We start from the raw sequence: 21,136 nt of genomic DNA, 5'->3' as shown, positions 1-21,136 counted from the left end.
ACGTGATAGATAGAGCTATTCCAGATTGGGAAAATCTAGAGATTCTTGGGCGGAATACAGAGCCTCCGCATGCGGGATTCATTCCGTATGACGATATGGAGTCAGCGCTCGACAATGAACGGGCTGCGTCGCCCTTTTACCAATCATTAAACGGCAATTGGAAATTTTATTACGCAGAGAGCCCTTCTCAGGCTCCTGAACGATTTTACGATTCGTCCTTCTCGGCAAATGACTGGGATACGATTCCTGTGCCGAGCAATTGGCAAATGCAGGGATATGGCCATCCGCATTACTCCAGCAGCTACTATCCTTTTCCGATCGACCCGCCTTATGTGCCGAATGATAATCCCGTTGGGTGCTACCGCAGAAGTTTTATGATTCCGGACTCAGGGGATGACCGGCAAGTATTTCTTGTCTTCGAAGGAGTCGATTCCGCCTTTCATGTTTGGGTGAACGGACAATTCGTGGGGTATGGACAGGGTAGTCACATGCATTCGGAGTTTCGAGTCACCTCACTGATTCAGCCGGGGGAAAACATAGTTGCCGTCCAGGTATACCAATGGAGTGACGGCAGTTATTTGGAGGATCAGGACAAGTGGCGGTTGAGCGGCATCTTTAGAGATGATTATGTCAAAACAACCCCTCATGTCCATATCCGTGATCTAAAGGTGCAAACCCGTTTTTGTGAAAATCTCAAAGATGCCGTGATCGCTCTGCAACTTAACCTTAAAAACTATTCGGACTTAGATTCCGGTAAACATACATTACGTATTTCGATTTTAAACGAAGCCCGACAATCCGTTAACAAAGAAACCGTATGTTCTTCTTTATTGCTGAAAGCGAATGAGGAGAACGTGCTTCATTTAGAAATTGCTGTAACAGCTCCATATAAATGGACGGCAGAGGAACCTAATTTATACACACTTTCTTTGAAGTTGGAGGATGAGCAGGGGAATCTATTGGAGGCAGGGAGTGTGGCTGTAGGATTTCGAGACATCGTTATCCGGGAAGGACAGCTTTACATCAATGGTAAGACGGTGATCTTGAAAGGGGTTAATCGCAACGAATTTCATCCTGAATCCGGATTTGCCATTCCCTATGAATCCATGATCGAAGATATACGTTTGATGAAACAACACAATATGAACGCGGTTCGCTCATCCCATTATCCAAACGATACACGTTGGCTAGATCTTTGCGATCGTTACGGGCTCTATGTGATCGATGAAGCGGATCTGGAAACACACGGCTGCCATTTTATCGATAACGAGAGCCATTTGGCTGAGGACCCTCAGTGGAAAAAGCCGTTTCTCGATCGTGCCATACGGATGGTGGAAAGAGATAAAAATCATCCATCCATTATCATTTGGTCGCTTGGAAACGAATCGGGCTACGGCCCCAATCATGATGCCATGGCCGAATGGGTGCGTCAAGCTGATCCCACACGCCCCATTCATTATGAACGAGCGAAGGATGCTGCGGTTGTCGATATTGTCAGCTGCATGTATCCTTCCTTGGATGCTTTGATCGAAGAAGGCGAAAAAACAGATCCCCGACCTTTTCTGATGTGCGAATTCGCTCATGCTATGGGCAATTCCGTCGGTAATTTGAAGGAGTATTGGGATGCCATATACAAATACCCGCGCTTGATGGGTGGTCTGATCTGGGAGTGGGCAGATCTAGGGATCCGACAAAAGCTTGATACAGGGGAAGAGTGGTACGCTTACGGCGGAGATTTCAATGATCAACCGAACAGCGGGCATTTCTGTATAGACGGATTATTATTTCCTGACAGGAAAATAAAGGCTTCACTCATTGAGTTTAAAAAGGTGATTGAACCGGTGAAAGTAGAGCCAGTAGATGTGGCTGCAGGAGTCGTGAACATTCAAAATCGCTATGACTTTATGTCCCTGGAACATCTTGCCGGCTCATGGACCATCTTGTACGATGGCGAAATCGTGGAACAAGGAGAGCTGCCTGAACTTGATGTTCCGGCGCGAGGAGAGGCTACTGTCTTTATCCCCTGGAAAACAGTGTTCGAACAATTAAATGGCGAGTACTGGCTCCATATCCGGTTTACTTTGCGGGAAGCTTCACATTGGTCGCCGCAAGGGCATGAAATTGCTTGGGCCGATCTGCCGATTCCCGTCACACGGCAAGCCATATCTTCCATTAAGTTGGACGCGATGCCCAGCTTACATGCTACAGAAACAGAGAAAGTCCTTCAACTTAAAGGCAATGATTTTACCATGGAATGGAATAAGGCCCGCGGTGAATTATCCGTTTTTGAATATAACGGTATTCCGCTTATAACTACCGGACCCCACATACATATTTGGCGGGCAATGATTGATAACGATTCCCGTCAGTCGAAAGAGTGGAAGAAAGCGGGATTTGATCAATTACAACACCGCGTAGCCGATATGTCGATTCAGCTCCAAAACCATGCCGCGCAAATCACGGTGAAGTCGACGCTTGGCGCGGCTGGTCTGGGTAACTGTTTCACAACTTGGATGACCTATACGATCTATGGATCTGGAGATGTCATCATCCACACCCGAATTGTACCGCGGGAAGGACTTCCTCCACTTCCGCGATTGGGACTGCAGATGGCTATGCCTGATGGTTTTGATCAATTTAAGTGGTTTGGTCTAGGCCCGCACGAGTGTTACATTGACCGAAAAGAGAGTGGGCGTCTTGGTGTTTACAGCGGAAGCGTAGAGGAACAGTTCGTCCCGTATATTAAGCCGCAGGAAAACGGCAATAAAGTGGATGTACGTTGGGCGGCAGTCACGAACTCGCTGGGAACGGGGTTATTTATTGGCGGATTGCCGAAGCTGGATGTCAGTGTGAGTCATTATTCCACGGACAATTTGAGCAAAGCGAAGCATACTTTTGATTTAGTCCGACTGAACGAAACGATTGTGAACTTGGATTGCAGGCAAGCTCCGATTGGCAATCATAGCTGTGGGGAAGTTCCACCGCTAGATACGTATCTACTTCATCCTGTGGAGACGGAGTTCTCAGTCCGACTTAAGCCTTTTTCAACAAGAGATCGGTCTCCAATGAAAATGAGTAAACAACAACCTGAGCCCTTTCAAGCGGAAGCCACTGAGCAATCTATGCGGATTTCGAAACTGGAGGTAAGCCTATGATCAGCCGCAAGTTCCCTAAAATAGTATTCGGCGGTGATTATAATCCCGAACAGTTTCCGAAGGAAATATGGGAGGAAGATATGCGGCTGTTTCAATTAGCCGGTATCGACATCGCAACGCTCAATGTTTTTTCTTGGTCCTTGAATCAGCCGGATGAAGAGACTTACCGATTCGATTGGTTGGATGAAGTGATGGATATGCTGCATGCAAATGGCGTTCAAGTATGCATGGGAACAAGTACGGCTGCACATCCAGCTTGGATGGCGAGGAAATATCCGGATGTTCTGACCGTGACCTCTGATGGAAAAAAAAGAAGTTACGGCAGACGACATAATTCTTGTCCGAACAGCCCGACCTTCCGTCATTTTGCCGGAATCATGGCACGGAAGCTGGCCGAAAGATACAAAAATCATCCGGCTTTGCTACTCTGGCACGTAAACAATGAAATTGGTAATCGCTGCTACTGCAATAATTGCGAGAAAGCGTTTCGAGATTGGTTGAAAAAACGTTACGGCACCTTGGAGCAGTTAAATCAAGCATGGTATACCCGCTTCTGGGGCCATACATTTTATGATTGGGATGAAATTGTACTCCCCAGCGCGTTAAGTGAAGGTTTGTCAGGAGGAAATTCCGATCAAACGGCTTTTCAAGGCATTACGCTCGATTATTACCGATTTAACTCCGATAGCTGGCTAGATTGTTATCTGATCGAATACCATGCCATCAAAGCTGAAATACCCGATGCGATTGTAACGACTAATTTCCAAGGAAACGGGACTTACAAGCCGCTGGATTATTTCAAATGGGCGCCCCACTTAGACATTGCGGCGCTGGACATCTATACCGAGAACCATACTCCGGAAAGCTATATGGCATTCCGATACGATCTCATGCGCGGCCTGAAAGACGGCGCTCCCTTCATGTTAATGGAGCAAAGTCCTAGTGTGATTAACTGGAAAACCGTGAATCCCGTCAAACGCCCAGATGTCATGCGGCTCAGAAGTTATCAAGCGGTTGCCCGTGGTGCGGAGTCCATTATGTTCTTTCAATTACGGCGCTCTCTTGGCGCGTATGAGAAATTCCATGGAGCTGTCATTGATCACGCGGGTCACGAGAATACGCGAGTCTTCAAGGAGTGTGCGGAGCTCGGAAAGGAATTACAGCAAATAGGCGATCGTCTGCTGGACTCTCGAGTAAAGAGCAGAATTGGCATCCTGTTTGATTGGGAGAATTGGTGGGCTGTTGAACTTGGTGGTGGACCATCCGCTCATATCAAGTACTTAGATCAAATTCAAAAATATTATGATGCGTTTTATGAGAATCATATTCAAGTCGATTTCATCCATGTAGATACGGATTTAAGTCAATACGATTTGGTACTGGCCCCTTTGCTCTATATGGTAAAACCTGGGTACGCACAAAAGCTGAAACATTTTGTTGAGAATGGCGGGACATTTGTGACCTCGTTTTACAGCGGGATTGTGAACGAAATCGATTTGGTTACACCCGGTGGTTATCCAGGGGAGCTCCGTAAGCTTCTGGGCATCTGGGTAGAAGAAATCGATCCTCTTTTTCCGGACCAAAGAAATGGTATGGTCATGAAACAGGAGTTTGGACAGCTTCAAGCATCGTATGAATGCGGTTTAGTATGCGAAATTGTTCATCTGGAAGGAGCGGAATCGTTAGCAGAATTCGACCGTGATTTCTACCGTGGATCACCGTGCGTGACCTTTCATCACTTCGGTAAGGGCGAGGCATGGTATGCAGCTACAGACCCAAGTCGAGAATTTATGCAGCAATGGATCAAGGCTTTATGCGAACGGAAAGGAATTTCCCAATTGTACGACGCACCGCCGGGAGTTGAGGTTACGCAGCGCGAGAAAGACGGAGATCGCTTTACTTTTATAATGAACCACACCGAACAAAATCAAAAAATGAATGTAGGCAGCAGTGTGCAGAAGGAGCTGCTGAGCGATCTAAGGATCAGCGGTGAGATTGAGCTAGAGCCCAAGAGTATCCTGATCCTGCAGGCGTAAAATGACTAGTAGATGACCATGGTACAGAGGTGGTTTCAGAGAAGGAGGCGGATGCCGATGGAAGTAAGCGAACAGTTACGCCAAAAATTCGACCATCCATCGGTCGAATACAGGTCGGTGCCATTCTGGGCTTGGAATGATGAATTGCAAGAAGATGAGCTGGTCCGCCAAGTAAATCAGATGAAGGAACAGGGAATGGGCGGATTTTTCATCCATTCCCGCGATGGATTGGAAACCGTTTACATGGGTCGCGAGTGGATGGCACTCACCCGGAAGACCGTGGAAACAGCCGATGATCTCGGCATGCAGGTGTGGTTGTACGACGAGGACCGCTGGCCATCCGGATTTGCCGGCGGTCTTGTGCAGGACAGAGGCGGGGACGCTTTCCGTGCTAAAGGTCTGACATTGGAGGTATGCGGGCAGATTGGTTCGCACGATTTGACAGACAGTGTGGCGCTGTTTAAGGCCGTCATCGACGAAAGAAACTTGGTTCGCTGCGAAAGACTGCATGATGGCGAATATATCGCGTTGAATGAGGATGAAGTCTTACTGGTCTTTCGCGTAGAAATTTCTGAGCGCAGTGCTTGGTTCAACAACGAAGCGCCGCCTGACAACTTGAATCCGGAGACGGTGCAGGCTTTTATTGACATCACTTATGAAGCCTACAAGAAAGAGGTAGGGGACCATTTTGGCAAAACCATTCGCGGCGTATTCACGGATGAACCTAGCGTGCACGACAGCCACTGCAAGTTCACTGCTGGCCGCGGTTGGCTCCCGTGGAGCCTAACATTTCCTGACTTTTTTCGAGAAAGACGGGGTTATGATCTCTTGGATGTAATCCCCTACATGTACTTCAATGGTGAGTATTCCTCGCAAGCGCGTCATGATTACTGGTGGACGCTTACCGAACGGTTCAGCGAGTCGTACTCCAAGCAGCTAGGTGAATGGTGCGAGAATAACGGTATCGACTTCACCGGCCATTTTCTATGGGAAAATAATATGGGTACTGCCACCCGCGTTTGTGGAGCCATTATGCCTAACTACAGGTATCAGCAGGTTCCGGGAATCGATATGTTAAACGAGCAGACGAACGAATACATCACGGTTAAGCAATGCACAAGCGTAGCGAATCAATACGGCAGAAAATTCGTTCTCTCCGAAACGTATGGATGCACCGGTTGGGCGTTCACCTTCGAGGGACAAAAATGGGTGGGAGATTTTCAATATGTGCTCGGTGTCAATATGAGGTCGCAGCATTTGGCGCTTTATTCGATCAAAGGGTGCAGGAAGAGGGATTATCCCCCCGTGTTTAACTACAATACGAGCTGGTGGAAATACAATCATGTTATGGAGAATTATTTTGCCAGATTGGCTTCAGTTTTGACGGAAGGCAGGCCAATTCGCGATGTGCTTGTCCTGCATCCTTCTTCCACCGCTTGGAGTATGGTTGGGACAGGTCCGTACGGCTTCCCTGCTCGCGGGAAAGATAGAGATGTCTCCGCAACGAATACATTTGGTCATGAATTTAACGCTTTTCTCGGCAAATTACTCTGGGCGCACTATGATTTCGATCTCGGCGATGAGACGATTTTGGCGGAAACAGGGGAAATACACGATGATAACCTAGCTGTGAATCTAGTGAACTATCGTATCGTCGTCATTCCGGTTATACGGACGATGTTAAGCAGCACCTTTCGTCTTCTGTCAGCGTTCCTGGAGGCAGGGGGAAAAGTGATTGCCGTCGGATCACCTCCGACGATGATCGAGGGCAGACAATCAGATCTGCTCTCTCAACTATACGATCATAAGAATATGACCGTCGTAGATGACGTTGAAGATACAATTACGGCGCTAGAGGGCATTCTGCCACGGCGAGTCAGCTTGACGAACAGGCATTCGAAAGAAGCGCCTGAAATGTTATATATGTTAAGGGACATTGGCGAGTGCCGAGCCTTGTTTGTCGTGAATAACGACCGTGCAGACACACATCGAATAACCATTCGCATGGAAGGCGAAGGATGTGTGGAAGAATGGCATCCGCTGACAGGTGAGGTTAAGGATGTAGAAGTCGTCATTCGTAATGGGTACGCTCATTTCGAGGCTGTGTTTGGTCCGGCAGATTCCAAGCTGTTCATCATGAATACAACGAAATCGGAAGTTGTTCTAATAACGGAAGAGTCTCGGTGCAGGGCGGATGAGACTTCCTCGACGGTTCTTGAGCTTGGACCGATTTGCCGTTTTACACGAACGATGCCTAACGTATTGACGCTGGACACCTGCTCATATCGATTAAGGAATGGCGGTTGGTCGGAAGAAACCGGTGTATGGCAAGCTCAAAGGGCAATTCGTGAAGCTTTAGATATGAGACAAATTTATTATAACGGCCTTGAGCAAAGGTACAAATGGATTGATGATCCTCATCCGCAGAACGGGACATCGGCAGCATTCCGATTCACCTTTCAAGTGTCGATCGTGCCAAGTCATGATGTATATCTCGTTGTAGAATCTGCTGCTTATTACGCTATTTCGCTCAATGGTGAAACGGTTTCCAATCTTCCTGCAGGCTGGTTTCTCGATCGAACGTTTGATAAGGTGCTTCTTCCTCGACTGAAGCAAGGTGAGAATGAGCTGATTTTATCCTGTAAGTACCATAACCGTATGGAAGTGGAGGATTTGTACCTGATCGGTCATTTCGGTGTTGATGCCGACAGGACCGTTGTGGCAGAACCTGAAAGGTTGATTTTCGGTGACTGGTGCACGCAAGGATATTCTCATTATTGCGGCAGCATAATCTACCATTTCGATGTCACCTTGGATAAACATTCGATGACACGGACGATGTTGGAGCTTGGTGAGTACTCCGCGGTAACGATTGAAGTTCGGGCAAACGGGCAAACGGCGGGGCACGTGCCTTGGCGGGCTGCCAACCGAATTGATTTGACGGCGTTTCTCAACGAGGGAGACAACCAAATCGATATTGAAGTGATGGGAAGCCCGCGCAACATGCTCGGCCCATTTCATCAAATGTCCGGTGAAACATCGACGACCAATTGGGCCTCTTTCCGCAAAGAAGGCGACGGTTACACACCGGAATACAAGCTGCATTCATACGGTTTGTTTAGCCAGATCAAGCTGTACCGTATCTGATGGAATGAAGAGACAGAAATGGAGGTTTGAGCATGAAAATAAGATGCCACAGGTGGAGGCTATTCCTATCCTTGATCATCTTGTGCACTGCGCTGTTGCCAACAACTACGCACGCCGAAGTGAAATATTCAACCTATACGAAGGATAGTTACAACAATCAAATATGGCTTCAACCGGCCTACTTTCCGCTCGATGTGATCGGAGAGGATTTATATACAACGGATCCTAAGCAACCTACCGTTAAAATCTCCTCACCGCTTCGTAATCCGAAAGACATCTTTATTGATGCGAAGAACGAAGTCTACGTTGTTGATACAGGGAACAACCGGATCGTTCATCTAACGGAAACAGGAAAACTGATTCGGTATTTGACGCTACAGGAAAGTCCGTTCAATAAGCCAGAAGGCATATTTGTCACCAAGGAAGGCGATATCTACATTGCAGACACGGGAAACAAAAGAGTTGTTAAGCTGGACAAAAACGGAAAGCTGCTAACGGAATTCAAACGCCCGGAATCTAAATACATCCCGGCGACATTCGTCTACGATCCAGCCAAAGTGATGGTAGATGAAAGAGGATTCCTGTATATCGTGGTGCATGGCGGTTACGAAGGGATCGTCCTGCTTGATCCGAAGGGCAAGTTTCAGGGCTTTTTCGGAGCAAACAAAACGGCACTTTCTCCGCTAGATGCTCTAAAGCGTATGTTGTACACCAAAAAAATGTATGCCAATGAAATTGCAAAGAGACCAGAGACGATTAACAGTGTTGCTACGGATAAAAATGGCTATATCTATACGGTCACCGGCGGTATGGCCAAAAGCGACCAGTTAAAGAAATTAAATATTAAAGGGAACAATTTACTTCGCAGCGGCAATAAAAATTTCGGGGAAGTCGTTCCCGGCGTTGAGCCGATTGGAACGGTAACCTCAGGTCCGCAGCTGATTGATGTGGCCGTTGACCAAAGCGGCAACATGATCGTAGTGGATCAACAATTCAAATATATCAGTCATTATGATGCTTCGGGCCACTTGTTGTACTTTTGGGGCGGCGCTTCAGCAGTCGGATCGTCTCAAGTAGGCCTCTTGAAAAGTCCTGTTGCGCTTGATGTGAACAGCAGGAATGAATTATACGTATTGGACGATCAGGAGAATATCGTTCAAGTATTTCGCTTATCGGAATTTGGTCAAAAGGTAGATCAAGCGAACCAACAGACGCTTGCAGGTTTATATCAGGATAGTGAAAAATCTTGGCAGGAAGTCCTTCGAATGAATTCGCAATTTACGCCGGCCATCATGGGCTTAGCCCAGGCGGCATTTACAAAGGAACAGTATGCTGATGCATTAAAACTATTTAAAGAGGCAGGAAACCAAGAGGGGTACTCGGACGCCTTTTGGCAAATAAGAATGAAATGGCTGCAACAGAACTTTTCTTGGATTGCGAGCTTACTCTTTTTCAGTGGACTTTTATACGTGTTGCTTAGTAAATGGACCTTTACAACCAGTCTTCGAGATAAATGGCGCAATAGGCAGCGGATTCAAACTAGCTTTCTTATGAATTTTAAGCATGTATTTTACATGATGAAACATCCGATTGATGGTTTTATCGCGATAAGGTATGAAGGTAAAGGAAGCTATTTGAGTGCGATTATCATCTTAGCTTGCGTATATGCGTCTCTAGTGATCAAGCGGCTTGTCACCAGTTTTTCATTTAACGCTTCGACTCATGTTGATATTTACTCGATATTTACACAGTTTTTCACAGTATGGATTGCGTGGGTCATTTCGAATTATCTCGTTAGCTCCATTTATCGAGGAGAGGGAAGATTTAGAGATATTTTTATCGCCAGCGCGTATGCCCTCATACCGTACATCATTATTGGCATACCCATTGCCTTTATTTCGAACGTTATGACCACGTCAGAATCCACTATTTATCATTATGTAGAACAAGGGATGATTGTATGGATCGGGTTTTTGATCTTTTGGAAAATCCAATGGATTCATAATTACAGTGTAGGAGAAACCCTGTTAAATGTCCTGTTTACCCTTTGTACCATGCTGGTTATTGGCGTTCTCCTCTTTCTTACAGCAGGACTGACCAATGATTTGGCATCGTTAATCTTTGAAATGTATCAGGAGGCGATCTTGAGATGATAGGGATAATCAAACGTGGTAAAACCGCAGCAGTCATAAGCATCCTGCTCTTGGTCGCCATTTATTTGGCAGTTACGAATATCAAAGTAACGTTCAAAGCTACGGAAAATCGCGTTATTGTGCCGGCGGAGACGGGAACTAGTGCTTCTGCGGTGAGTAGCGCCGTTTCACAATTGCCTAAAGAGAGTGACTTTAAACAAGTTGCCGAAACCGATCTATTGCGTTTAAAAATGGATGAAAAAACCGGTCATTTTATTGTGGAAGATAAACGGAATGCAAATGTTTACCGATCTTTTCCAAATCCAGAATCGTGGGATAAGGAAAAAATTTCAGAGACCTGGAAAAAGCATTTGGCCTCACCGTTGATGGTACAATACGTCGATTTCTCGAAAAATATCCTGCAAGCGAAGGAAACAAACTTGGCAGCGGATGGGGGACGAGTCAAAGAGGTAAAGATAATTCCCGGCGGGTTCTCATTGGTGTATGAACTGCCTGCAACCGGATTCACGATCCCGATTGAGGTGAAAATTGAAAACGATTATGTGGAGACGAAGATTATACGCGAAGGCGTGAAGGAAGCGATCATGGGTCTCGTGTGGGTCAGGTTGTTTCCATTCTTCGGTGCCGAATATACGGCTGCTGGGCAGGATGGTTATCTATTCATACCAGACGGCGCTGGAGCATTGGTGAGGTTTAAGGATAATCAACTTAACGTCAATAAAATATACGACGAAGCAGTTTACGGTCAAGATAACACATTCGCAGGACTTAGTAATAACCGCAACAAAATTGTGATGCCGGTATTCGGTATGAAGACGGGTTCCAAAGGTTTTGTGGCCATCGTTCACGACGGAGATGAATACGCCAACATCGTTGCAGCCCCAGCAGGTGTTCTAAGCAACTATAACTGGGTGACGAGTCAGATGAATTTCCGATCTAGCTTCCTGCAGTTTACAACGCGAAATACGAATGTCCCCGATTCATGGGGGTTTATTGATTACAACCGAGATGAAGTGTTCGGCAGTGATCGAATTGTGCGATATTACCTGTTAGACAGCCAAAAATCAGATTATGTGGGCATGGCTCAAACCTACCGGCAATATCTGATGAAAGAAAAGGGAGCGAAGCCCGTCGCTGTCAAAAATCCAAATATACCGATGCATGTAAACTTTATCGGAGCGGATCAGGAAGACGGCTTGGTTACGTCGCGATATCTCAATTTGACCACCACGGACGATGCTACGCATATGGTCAATACGTTGCTTGAGAAAGGCATAACCAATATGTCTCTTACCTTTAAGGGGTGGCAAAAGGGGGGCTACAGCGCCTTTGGGAAAACGTTTCCGGTTGATTCCCGTCTCGGCGGGGATAAAGGAATGAAAACATTTATCGACAATGCCCACAGTCACGGTTTACCAGTGTATCTGGAGGCTGAATATGCATTGAACAACACGGGGGCATCGGGTTTCGATGAGAAATATAATGCCATCGTAAATTTGGCTGGGCGCAATCAATCGGTGAGTACGTTGTTTAACAGAGAGCAAACGCCAGCGGTAAGCTATAAATTTGCAGAAGAAATGGTTAAGAAAGACTTGACTAATTATAAAACCATGGGTGTCGACGGAATTACAGTCAATATAATCGGTCAAAGACTGTTCAGTGACTATAATTCGGGATTCGGTTCGACCAGAGATGATGCTCGGGATGTTCAGGAGCAAATTTTAAAAATGATCAAAGATTCATTAGGCGGCGTACAAGGGAAATCTGCCAATTTGTATGCTCTGCCACATATGAATTATATTCAGTCGCTGGTATATGATCATTCTTACGATTTATTTACGGATGAGGCAGTTCCCTTCGTTCAGATTGCTACGCATGGACTAGTCGCTTATTCTTCGGAATATGTGAATAACCGGCAAGAGGATGTACACGACTTTTTGCGTGATATTGAATATGGTGCTGAGCCATCTTTTGTATTCACACAGGCGGAGTCGAAAAAATATGTGAATTCGTTCGGTATACGGTACTACAACACTTATTTTCCCTACTGGGAGACATTCGCTGTGGAGCAGTATAAGCGATACAATGAGGCTCTCGGAAACGTACAGGATCAATTTATTGCTAATCACAAGACCCTAGCTCCAAATGTAAAGGAAACAACCTATGAGAATGGTACTCGGATTATCGTGAACTATAATTTGGAGCCCTACCGCAGCGGGGATCTTGATGTACCTGCACAAAACTTCGTTGTGTTTCGAGGAGGGGAAAAACGTTGAAACGAAAGTTCAGATTAAATTCATCCCTTGTCGAATATTTGGAAGGCGCGATCTTTATTGCTCCTTGGTTTATTGGCTTTCTCATTTTCATGGCGTTCCCAATTGGCTTTTCCTTGTATATGAGCTTTCAAAAAGTGACGATAACGGCAACGAAAACGACTACTGAGTATATTGCTTGGACAAATTACCGGTATATTCTTTTCGAGAACGGACAATTGTTGTACAACGATTTATTGCCGTTTCTCCGGCAAGCCTTGTTTATGATCCCGATCATCGTCCTATTCGCTTTGATGATTGCCATCATTCTGAATCAAAAATTTGCAGGTCGAACGTTTTTCCGCGCGATATTCTTTCTTCCCGTCATCTTGGCAACAGGTCAAGTTGTTGCAGAATTCCTGACGCAAGGCGAGGGTGACTTGGGCTTTATGTCCAAGTACAACGTGTCCGGCCTCATTACTGCTAATTTATCGTCAACATGGTCCGGGCCGCTCATTAAGATTCTCGACTCGTTTGTGTTAATTCTCTGGTATTCAGGGGTACAGATCCTGATCTTCCTCGGAGGCAGGCAGACGATATCTAATTCGGCTTATGAAGCAGCTCGAATAGACGGTGCGGGTCCGTGGGAGACGTTTTGGAAAATTACGCTTCCAGCGATGACACCATTTATTTTTCTAAATCTGATCTACACGGTCGTCGACTTGTTTACGTTCCCGACAAATCCGATATTAGGAAAAGTGAGAGAAAGTGAATATGGGTCGTACAGCGCGTTGATATGGATTTATTTCTTGATCATTAGCTTTTTCCTGGCAATTATTTTCATCATTTTCAACAGAGTAACAAAGTCACAAAGAGAGACGGTTTAACAGATAACCCAAAAAACTTAGGCAGGGGTGAGGCTATGATCGGATTAAAAATCAAGAAAGAACATTCACAATCATTTCTGCTTTGGTTAAATAAAGCCCGCTACACGATCATTGGTAGAGAAGCTGATAAAGGATTGCTGTTTAAATTTTTTATCTATTTGATCTTGCTGGATACGGCTTATATTTATCTAAAGCCTATCCTTCACATGATCACCACGATGGTCAAAGACGCGGATGACCTACTAGATCCTTCTGTTAACTGGTTTCCGCGAACACTTTATCTTGGAAATCTTCAGGAAGCTTGGGATTGGTTGAAATATCCCAAAGCTTTCAGCATCAGCTTGACGCTCTCTCTATCTGTGGCTATCTTGCAAACGTTGTCCTGTGCAGTGACCGGATATGCCTTCGCAAGATTGAAAGTCCCTTTTAAGGGATTGATGTTTTTCCTTTTGCTGCTGACATTTATTGTGCCGATGCAAGTAACTATCCTGCCGAACATCATTTATGCGAGAGAATTGGGGCTTCTAAATACGATTTACCCAATAATTGTTCCCGCATTTTTCGGTCTTGGCTTAAAGGGAGCGCTATTCGTCATCATTTATCGTCAATTTTTCTCAACACAACCGAAGGAATTGGAGGAAGCAGCCAGAATTGACGGCGCCAATGTGTTTAAGATCTTTTACAAGGTTATGATGCCGCTCGCCAAGCCTGCCATTCTGGTTGTATTTTTGTTTTCCTTTGTTTGGACCTGGAATGATTTCTATTTACCGAGCATGTATTTGTCAGATATCGAAACCGCGCCGCTGTCCATGGGTATTTCACGCATAGCCTCAGCACTCCGGCAGCAAGCCGAACAATACGGGCCTTCCGTTAATGATGAAGCGATTAGAATGGCTACCACATTCATGATGATCATTCCGCCGATGCTTCTGTATACGTTTACGCAGCGCTGGTTCGTAGAAGGTGTAGAAAGAACTGGATTAGTGGAATAGGGTCATGTGAGAATTGGAGGAGAACGGAAATGAAACGGTTTCTTGCACTTTGCATCACTACCGGAGTTGTGGTTTCTTTGATGGCATGTTCATCGACGGAAACAGTCACTGCACCTACAAATGCGAATAAATTGCTTTATGTTAAAAAGAACGAAGGCACCAACGATCCTGTTATCATGAGTCATTTGAAGAAACTGGGCTATCAAGTTATGGATACAACGGACAGCGTCTTTAAAGTGGATGCAGCGAAAGGCTATGGCGTGGTATTTATCAGCGATTCTGTCAACTCCTCGAAGTTAGATGCTCAGTTGAAGACTTCCACTGTACCTGTTGTCTATGCCAAAACACAGTCGATTAGCGTTGCCGGTATGACGGGAATTCTGGATTATGGACAACTGAATGATGTGAAAACCGTGCAAATGAAAGACAGTAAACATCCACTTGCAGCCGGATTGAAGGATCAGGTAACGGTTTATAACAACACTGGTAATATGGGGTACGCCATTCCAGGGAAAGAAGCGGTCATTATAGCGACGGCTCAAGGCGACGATAAGAAAGCCGTCATTTTCGGTTATGAAAAGGGAACGAAAAATATAAATAATGAGCTCATTCCGGCTCGTCAGGTGTTTTTCTATTTACCGTCCGGGCAAGAAATGAATCAGACGGATGACGGATGGAAGCTTTTCGACGCCTCGATCCAATGGGCTGCGCAAAATGGGAAAAAGTAATTTTAAGCGTTTACTACTATTTGAGTAAAGGGGATTTGATTCATGAAACGTATACTGAACATGATGACCGTTTTACTGCTGTTTACGGTGCTGATGGCTTGTACAGCTACACCGGTCCAATTGGATGGCGTTACCAATCAACCTACAGCTCAGAGCAAGACACAAAGTAATGGGAAAAAAGTTCTTTTTGTTGGAAGAGACAGCGGCGGGGATGCGATTGTGACCAAACGGCTAAAAGAAATACTTGGGTATGAAGTCACAATAATCACAGACAAAGAAGTAAGTCCCGAGAAAGCAAAGGGGTATACGCTAATTTATGTAAGCGAATCCGTCAATTCCGGTAAAATTCGAGATAATTTCTTAAAAACTGGGGTACCCGTTATTTATGCCGAGCCGCAATCAACTTCGGATACAGGCATGACGGTTAACGAGGGATACGGGAAATTGGATGCAGGAAACGTGGCAAAAACGATTCAAATGAAAGACAGTAAGCATCAACTTGCAGCTGGGTTGCAGAATCTGGTGGATGTCTATAAAGCTGATGGGAAAATGGGCTACGCTACCCCGGGTGCCGAAGCTATCGTTGTGGCTACGGTTCCGAATAACGAGGAAAAAGCAACTATTTTCGCTTATGAGAAGGGCGTGAAAAACGCAAAGGGTGATCCTGTACTCGTACGCGAAGTGTTTTTCTATTTGTTCAATGGTGAAGAGATAAACCAAACCGACGATGGCTGGAAGCTCTTTGATGCTGCAATTAAATGGGCAGCAGGTAATAAATAAGTAGCTTTGACTTATAGGGAGGAGATTTCATGAAGCGATTATTGAGCCTGCTCATCATTATTGCCTTAACTCTGATTTTCGCTACAGCATGCACAGCAACAACTCAGGTAAATCCTGATGCGAGTCAGGGGGGGAATGCTCCTAAGCTGTCCGGAAAAGTCAAGAAGGCACTTTTTGTAGGCAGGGAGAGCGGTGGTGATGGAATTTCAATTAAGCATCTGAAAGCACTTGGATTCGAGGTCTCAGTGATTACAGATAAAGAACTTACAGCCGCCGAAGCATTGAAATATTCTTTGGTATTTGTCAGCTCAACGGTAAACTCCGGCCGAGTTAGCAACAAATTGATAGCTTCTCCGATTCCCGTCATTTATGCTGAATCTCAAAATATAGGTGATGTGGCTTTGTCGGGTAAAGAAACGGATACGGATAACGGTGATTTCACCGGGAAGACGATAACGATCAAAAACTCCGAACATCCGATGGCAGCCGGGCTAAAAGGCAATGTGGATATTTATAATCTGGACGGGAAGATCGGTTTTGTTTTGCCAAGTAAGGAGGCTGTCATTGTTGCGTCAGCTCCTGATGATGACCAAAGAGCCGTTATTTGCGCGTTTGAGAAAGGTATGAAAAACTTGAATAACGAGCCTGTACCGGCACGCCAAGTATACTTTTATTTGGTAAGCGGAGAAGAAATAAACCAAACCGACGATGGCTGGAAGCTCTTCGATGCAGCCGTAAAATGGGCGATCGGCAGCAAGTGATCCTTCATTTATTAAGATAAATTGATTAGGCCTCTCCGCTTCGGATGGCCTTTTTTTGTTTTCAACAAACGGAAAGATGCAACAAACAACCTATAAAATAGAACTCCTCCCCTAATGTAAGCGCATTTAGTTCGTAATAAAGTAATGATATAAAGGAGTGCCAAACGTGTCTGCTGGGAATTAATCAACAATTGAGGGGGAATTAGTTCAATGAAACGTTTTCTCGTACTGCTTATTATCGCTTTGATGACGATAACCATGATCGCCTGCTCTTCATCGGAAACAAAACCGGAGACGAGTGTCTCGCCTAAAGTTACCGAATCCGCAGCAACTGTAATATCGCCAGTTCCTACGTTAACTACAGTGCCTACGGAATCACCTAATGTTTCTTCACCTACTCCAAGTGCTTCTACAGTTGTTTCTGCAACGGTTGCACCTACGGAATCTTCTACAGCTACTGTGACTCCTGCATCTACTGATTCAACCAAAGCTTCTGCAACGACTGTACCTAAGGATTCTCCTAAGGCAATCGTGTCGTCAGAACCGGCTTCTGCTAAGCCCGAGACGAAACCCGAGCCAACTCCTCAACCTGACATTTCACCAAAAGGTAAAAAAGTACTCTTTGTCGGACGGGAACAAGTTCCTGTTCCTGCGGAAGATGTTGTTATGGCTGATCGTTTGAAGGGCATGGGCTTCGTTGTTACGAGGCTTGGTGATAAAGATTTCACTGCCGATGAAACCAAAGGGTATGATTTGCTCTATTTCAGTCAAACAGTAAACTCTAAGTTTCTGAAAGATGGCGTCATGAAAGATATTGCAATTCCAACTGTCTATGTGAAAAGCCACGGCATGTTCTATCTAGGCTTGTCATCGCTCGAGGAAGGAGCCACGGTTAAAAATATTAAATCGATTGAAATCGTAGACAGCAAACATAAGGTAGCTGGCGGATTATCGGGCACCATTGATGTGTATAAAGAAGCTGGAAACGGTTATGGGGTTAGCTATGGTGTCGTTGGCAAGGAAGCGAAAGTGATTGCAAAGATCCCAGGAGATTCGTCGAAGGCTGCGCTCTTTTATTACGATAAAGGCTCGAAAGCTGATAACGGTTACACGGTTAAAGCGCGGGTGTCTTTCTACTATTGGAGCAACGGCATGCAGGATAATTCCACGAATGAAGGGTGGAAGCTTTGGGATAATATCGTCCTATGGACTTTGCAAAATGGCTAATGGATATTGAAGCATTCAGCTTGAGCAATTATTCTTCGAAGGAGTTGCTTATAACCATGAAAAAATATGCAAAGAGCACCTTTGTAATCGTATCCTTGCTCACACTTTTAACTGGCTGTGAAAGCAGTCTAGATTCAGGTGCTGTCGCTACTGCGAATAAACCAGTGAACTCAAATCCAGAGAATGAATTGTTTATTTACACGGTCTGGCCTTCCTTTTATGCAAAAGAAGAAAATTTCGACAAACAGATCGGTCAATTTCTGAAAAAGAAGTTTCCAGATTTGACGATTAAGCATGTGCATTGGGATAATCCGGGCAGACAGTATCAGGACTTGATTGCGGCGGGCACCATACCGGACATTATCCTCGATAATACCCGAATGAACGCGCAAAGATACATTATTGATAATGACCTTCAATACGATATCAGCGATTTGATCAAGAAGTACAACTTCGATACGAACCAATTGAATCCGGCTCATATGGCCCAAATGAGAAATATGACACCCGATGGGAAAATTTATGGTCTACCATTCAACAATAATGATTTTGTACTCTTTTATAATAAGGACATTTTTGACAAATTCGGCGTTGATTATCCGAAGGATGGTATGACTTATGATGAAGCTTACGAAATGGCTAAAAGGCTGACCCGCGTGGAGGGCGAAATCACGTATAAAGGATTTTCTCAAAATCCAGGTCATTACATGAACTACAATCAGCTTTCACTCTCGCCGCTTAGTCTAGCGGAAGACAAGGCGAGCTTGAACACGCCGGAATGGAAAAAGGCCGTGGATAACTTAAGACGTTTCTATGATATTCCGGCCAATCAATTTGACACTGTTGAAACTTTCGCAACGAAAGGGAATATCGCTATGGCTGTGGCGACAGTGGACCATATCGTTTCGTTTCATGAGCAAAACAAAAACTTGAACTTCGACGTTGTTTCGGTCCCTTCTTTTAGCGATGTTCCAGATACGAGGTATCAACCGAACCTTTACGCTATGTATATCTCGAAACAATCCACAAAAAAGGATAAAGCTTTTCAAGTCATGGCTGCTATTCTCTCTGAAGAACATCAAGTCGATTTGGCAAAAGAAGGCGTCATTGTACCGTTGGAAACCAAAGCAGTCCAGGAAGTATTCGGACAAAACTTGCTGCAAATGAAAGGGAAGAACACGAAGGCTATTTTCCACGGCAAAACAGCTATGCCACCTGCAGCGCGTGCAACAGGCCTAACTTATATCGATGTCCCGATGCAGAATGTGTTCGATCCTTTGATTTTTAAAGAGTCCAAAGATTCGGTTACGGCACTGCGCATGATAGAAGAACAATCGACAAAAGCAATTGAAACGAAAAAGGCTGAAAAATCTGCTGTTGATAAAGCTGCTAAGAAATAATCAACCACTTAAAGACCTATAAACATGAGTAAAAGCCCCTATAATAGATTCATAAATTCATATTAAGGTAAGGATAGTGTTTTAATGTCTTTGTAAGGGAGGTGTAACTCTTCTCGGCGATTGTTTTACTTTTTTACTGACACATGCTTGTTTCTTTGAGAATCTAACATTAAAAGGAGATCTCTATGAAAAAACTTATATCATCGTTATTAATCGTTTTTCTATTATCTTTCTCTTTGCTTCCATTGGCTTTTGCAGAAGGTACGGATTCAGCTTCCGCAAAATCAGCAGATGATTTTACAGATTTGAAGGATCTTCCACAAGATGTAAAAGACAAATTTAATTCGCTGATCCAAAGCGGCGTGTTTAATGGATTAACGGACGATACATTCGGTTTGGATGCCCAAATGAATCGTGCGCAGTTCGCCAAAGTCGCTGGCATCATTTTTAAATTGACAATTGATGAAACGCTTACAAGCTCTAGTTTTACAGATGTTCGCTCTGATGATCCAGCAAATTCCTATGCACTTCCCTATATTGAGGCGCTGAAGAAGGCAGGACTAACAAACGGATATGACGCAGAGGGGAAAACGTACAAACCGTCTGGTGCAGTGTCCAGACAAGAACTCGCGGCGTTCCTGATCAGGGGTTTAGGCTTAGAGGAAGATGCTAAAAACGTAACACCAGTCTCAGATAGTTCCGTAGACGCTTGGGCGAAAGGTTATGTCGCGCTTGCGCTCGAAAAGAATCTGATGACAAACCAAGAGGACGGTACGTTTGGCGGTTCGAAATCTGCTACTCGTAAAATGTTAGCGCTCGCAAGCTATGAAGCGAAGAATTTGATTGATGCAGATGGAACTGCTGTTGAGCCGGGGACGCCGGCAACGGATACACCAGCTGCACCTACTGGTGAAATCTCCGCTCAAGGTAAAAGAGTGCTATATGTAGGAAGGGATGCATCCAGTATCCCTGCAGAGGATGTTTTTGTTCAAGATCGTTTGAGGGCGCTTGGTTTTAGAGTTACCAATATTGTCGATAGAAAATTCACAGTTGAAAAAACGGAAGGATATGATTTGCTCTATATCAGCAATACGTTGAATTCCAAGTATCTGAAAGGTGGAATTTTAAAAGATATTGCGATTCCAACCGTTTATGCCAAAAACCACGGCATGTACTATCTCGGCCTTTCATCACAAGAGGAAAATACGAATGAATTTAACCTCAAATCAATCACCATTGCAGACCCTAAATTAAAAGCTGCAGCTGGATTCTCCGGCGATGTACAAGTGTATACAGAATCTAACCCTAAATATGCAATAGGTTACGGTCTTCCGGGCAAGGAAGCAGTTAAGGTTGCCACCATTCCTGGCAAAAGCAATGAAGCAACCATGTACTATTATAATAAGGGTTCCCACTCCGATAGCGGGTATGAAGTAAAAGCACGTCTTTCGTTCTACTTTCAGACGGGTAATTATGAAAAAATGACTGATGACGCATGGAAGCTTCTAGATGCACTCGTTTTATGGACGTTGCAAAACGGATAATCTCATATGTTTAAACTCCAGTTTTCGGGCTGGAGTTTTTTTCTAAACCATATAAACGTTTTATGGCCTAACCT

Annotated in this window: 13 protein-coding genes; all 13 read left to right on the top strand. The window is 44.8% G+C overall.

Features of this window, described 5'->3' with window-relative positions; all coding sequences use genetic code 11:
* Positions 1-2: 2 nt before the first annotated feature.
* On the top strand, positions 3-3,155 hold the full coding sequence (locus tag ACSQ8P_RS23830; RefSeq protein WP_436237459.1) for a glycoside hydrolase family 2 TIM barrel-domain containing protein: 3,153 nt from the start codon (positions 3-5) through the stop codon (positions 3,153-3,155).
* Positions 3,152-5,191, top strand: a complete 2,040-nt coding sequence (locus tag ACSQ8P_RS23825) for a beta-galactosidase (RefSeq protein WP_436237458.1) — start codon at positions 3,152-3,154, stop codon at positions 5,189-5,191. Before ACSQ8P_RS23830 ends, ACSQ8P_RS23825 begins: the two co-directional genes overlap by 4 nt.
* 57 nt (positions 5,192-5,248) lie before the next feature.
* On the top strand, positions 5,249-8,338 hold the full coding sequence (locus ACSQ8P_RS23820; RefSeq protein ID WP_436237457.1) for a glycosyl hydrolase: 3,090 nt from the start codon (positions 5,249-5,251) through the stop codon (positions 8,336-8,338).
* A gap of 32 nt (positions 8,339-8,370) precedes the next feature.
* Positions 8,371-10,491 carry a YIP1 family protein gene (locus ACSQ8P_RS23815; protein WP_436237456.1) on the top strand — a complete coding sequence of 707 codons (2,121 nt, stop codon included), beginning with the start codon at positions 8,371-8,373 and terminating at the stop codon, positions 10,489-10,491.
* A complete protein-coding gene (locus ACSQ8P_RS23810; RefSeq protein WP_436237455.1) occupies positions 10,488-12,767 on the top strand; it encodes a DUF5696 domain-containing protein in 2,280 nt (759 codons plus the stop codon). Before ACSQ8P_RS23815 ends, ACSQ8P_RS23810 begins: the two co-directional genes overlap by 4 nt.
* Positions 12,764-13,630, top strand: coding sequence for a carbohydrate ABC transporter permease (locus ACSQ8P_RS23805; protein WP_436237454.1), 867 nt, complete (start codon positions 12,764-12,766; stop codon positions 13,628-13,630). Before ACSQ8P_RS23810 ends, ACSQ8P_RS23805 begins: the two co-directional genes overlap by 4 nt.
* Positions 13,631-13,665: 35 nt before the next feature.
* Complete coding sequence (locus tag ACSQ8P_RS23800; protein WP_436237453.1) at positions 13,666-14,622, top strand: carbohydrate ABC transporter permease; 957 nt, start codon at positions 13,666-13,668, stop codon at positions 14,620-14,622.
* 29 nt (positions 14,623-14,651) lie between these two features.
* A complete protein-coding gene (locus ACSQ8P_RS23795; protein ID WP_436237452.1) occupies positions 14,652-15,350 on the top strand; it encodes a hypothetical protein in 699 nt (232 codons plus the stop codon).
* A 42-nt stretch (positions 15,351-15,392) separates the two neighbouring features.
* Complete coding sequence (locus ACSQ8P_RS23790) at positions 15,393-16,130, top strand: hypothetical protein (protein ID WP_436237451.1); 738 nt, start codon at positions 15,393-15,395, stop codon at positions 16,128-16,130.
* Between the two features lie 29 nt (positions 16,131-16,159).
* The gene (locus tag ACSQ8P_RS23785) at positions 16,160-16,891 is read left to right on the top strand and encodes a hypothetical protein (RefSeq protein ID WP_436237450.1); all 732 of its coding nucleotides are present in this window, start codon (positions 16,160-16,162) and stop codon (positions 16,889-16,891) included.
* Between the two features lie 210 nt (positions 16,892-17,101).
* The gene (locus tag ACSQ8P_RS23780) at positions 17,102-18,118 is read left to right on the top strand and encodes a hypothetical protein (protein ID WP_436237449.1); all 1,017 of its coding nucleotides are present in this window, start codon (positions 17,102-17,104) and stop codon (positions 18,116-18,118) included.
* Positions 18,119-18,174: 56 nt separating this feature from the next.
* Positions 18,175-19,518, top strand: coding sequence for an ABC transporter substrate-binding protein (locus ACSQ8P_RS23775; protein ID WP_436237448.1), 1,344 nt, complete (start codon positions 18,175-18,177; stop codon positions 19,516-19,518).
* A 185-nt stretch (positions 19,519-19,703) separates the two neighbouring features.
* Entirely contained in the window at positions 19,704-21,062 is a 1,359-nt protein-coding gene (locus ACSQ8P_RS23770) for an S-layer homology domain-containing protein (protein WP_436237447.1), read from the top strand.
* The last annotated feature ends 74 nt before the right edge of the window (positions 21,063-21,136 follow it).

This window comes from Paenibacillus sp. LjRoot153, assembly GCF_964253085.1.
Classification (GTDB): domain Bacteria; phylum Bacillota; class Bacilli; order Paenibacillales; family NBRC-103111; genus Paenibacillus_E.
The sequence above is the reverse complement of the archived record's forward strand: the minus strand, read 5'-3'. Positions and strand labels throughout refer to the sequence as shown.